Raw genomic sequence first — 995 nt, 5'->3', positions numbered from 1 at the left:
CACGAAGCGATACAACAAAACCATCATTATTTTTGTTCCACACAACATTTAGAGGCTTTTAACGAGTCGAAATGAGTTCATCTTTGGATTCATATAAACCGTATTATCAAGATCCAGCTACATGGCGTGCGCTGACCGTTTTTGCCAGCTATCGCTTATTTCTCGCTACGGTCCTTTTCTTAGTTTTTTACTTGAGACTACCGCCTGAGTTTCTGGGAGAAGCAGATCCACGTTTATACAGTGTCGTGAGTCTGTCGTATCTGTTAAGTGCCTTTCTTTTATTGGTATTAACACTGAATCATTGGCGAGATGTACAAACACAGATACGAATTCAAGCTGTGATAGATATCATTGCTCTGATCGTTATTATTCATGCCAGTGGTGGATTACATACCGGGCTTGGATCACTGATGTTAGTCGTTGTCGTGGCGGGTGGTGCGTTAATGCCGGGACGTTTGGCCGCATTTATAGCCGCATTAGCGACCTTAGCCGTTTTGCTCGAAGTCAGTTATTCACAAATTGCTGGCGATGGTGTCACTAAATATAGTCAGGCAGGTATCTTAGGAGCCACATTTTTTGTCACAGCATGGTTGGCACAATGGCTATCTAAAAAATTACAAAGTTCGCAGGTTCTGGCAGAAGAGCGGGCGAGAGATGTTGAAAATCTAGCTGTATTAAATCAGCACATTATCAGTCAAATGCACACTGGCGTGTTGGCTCTGGACACGTATGGCAACGTAACGATGCTGAATACGTCAGCAAGACAATTGCTTGGTATAGCAGATATTGAGCCTGGATTTAACTTACGTGAGTATGTACCTGAATTAGGCGAGCAGGTCTGGCTGTGGCAGCAGCAAAGTCCGAATGCTTTTCTTCCATTTCAGGCACGGGCTGACTTGCCTGAAATTCAAGTCTCCGCTACTCAGCTGGATAGCGGTGAAACGCTGATTTATATTGAAAATACGTCAGCACTTGCACAACAAGCACAGCAATTA

At 43.8% G+C, this 995-nt stretch carries 1 pseudogene; it reads left to right on the top strand.

Annotated features, from left to right (window positions below):
- Nucleotides 1-71: 71 nt before the first annotated feature.
- Nucleotides 72-995 (top strand): annotated as a pseudogene (locus B4K20_RS11420) (sensor histidine kinase); the annotation flags it as partial.

The sequence above is a fragment of the Methylophaga sp. UBA5088 genome, from assembly GCF_002414625.1.
In the GTDB taxonomy this organism is placed as follows: domain Bacteria; phylum Pseudomonadota; class Gammaproteobacteria; order Nitrosococcales; family Methylophagaceae; genus Methylophaga; species Methylophaga marina.
The sequence above is the reverse complement of the archived record's forward strand: the minus strand, read 5'-3'. Positions and strand labels throughout refer to the sequence as shown.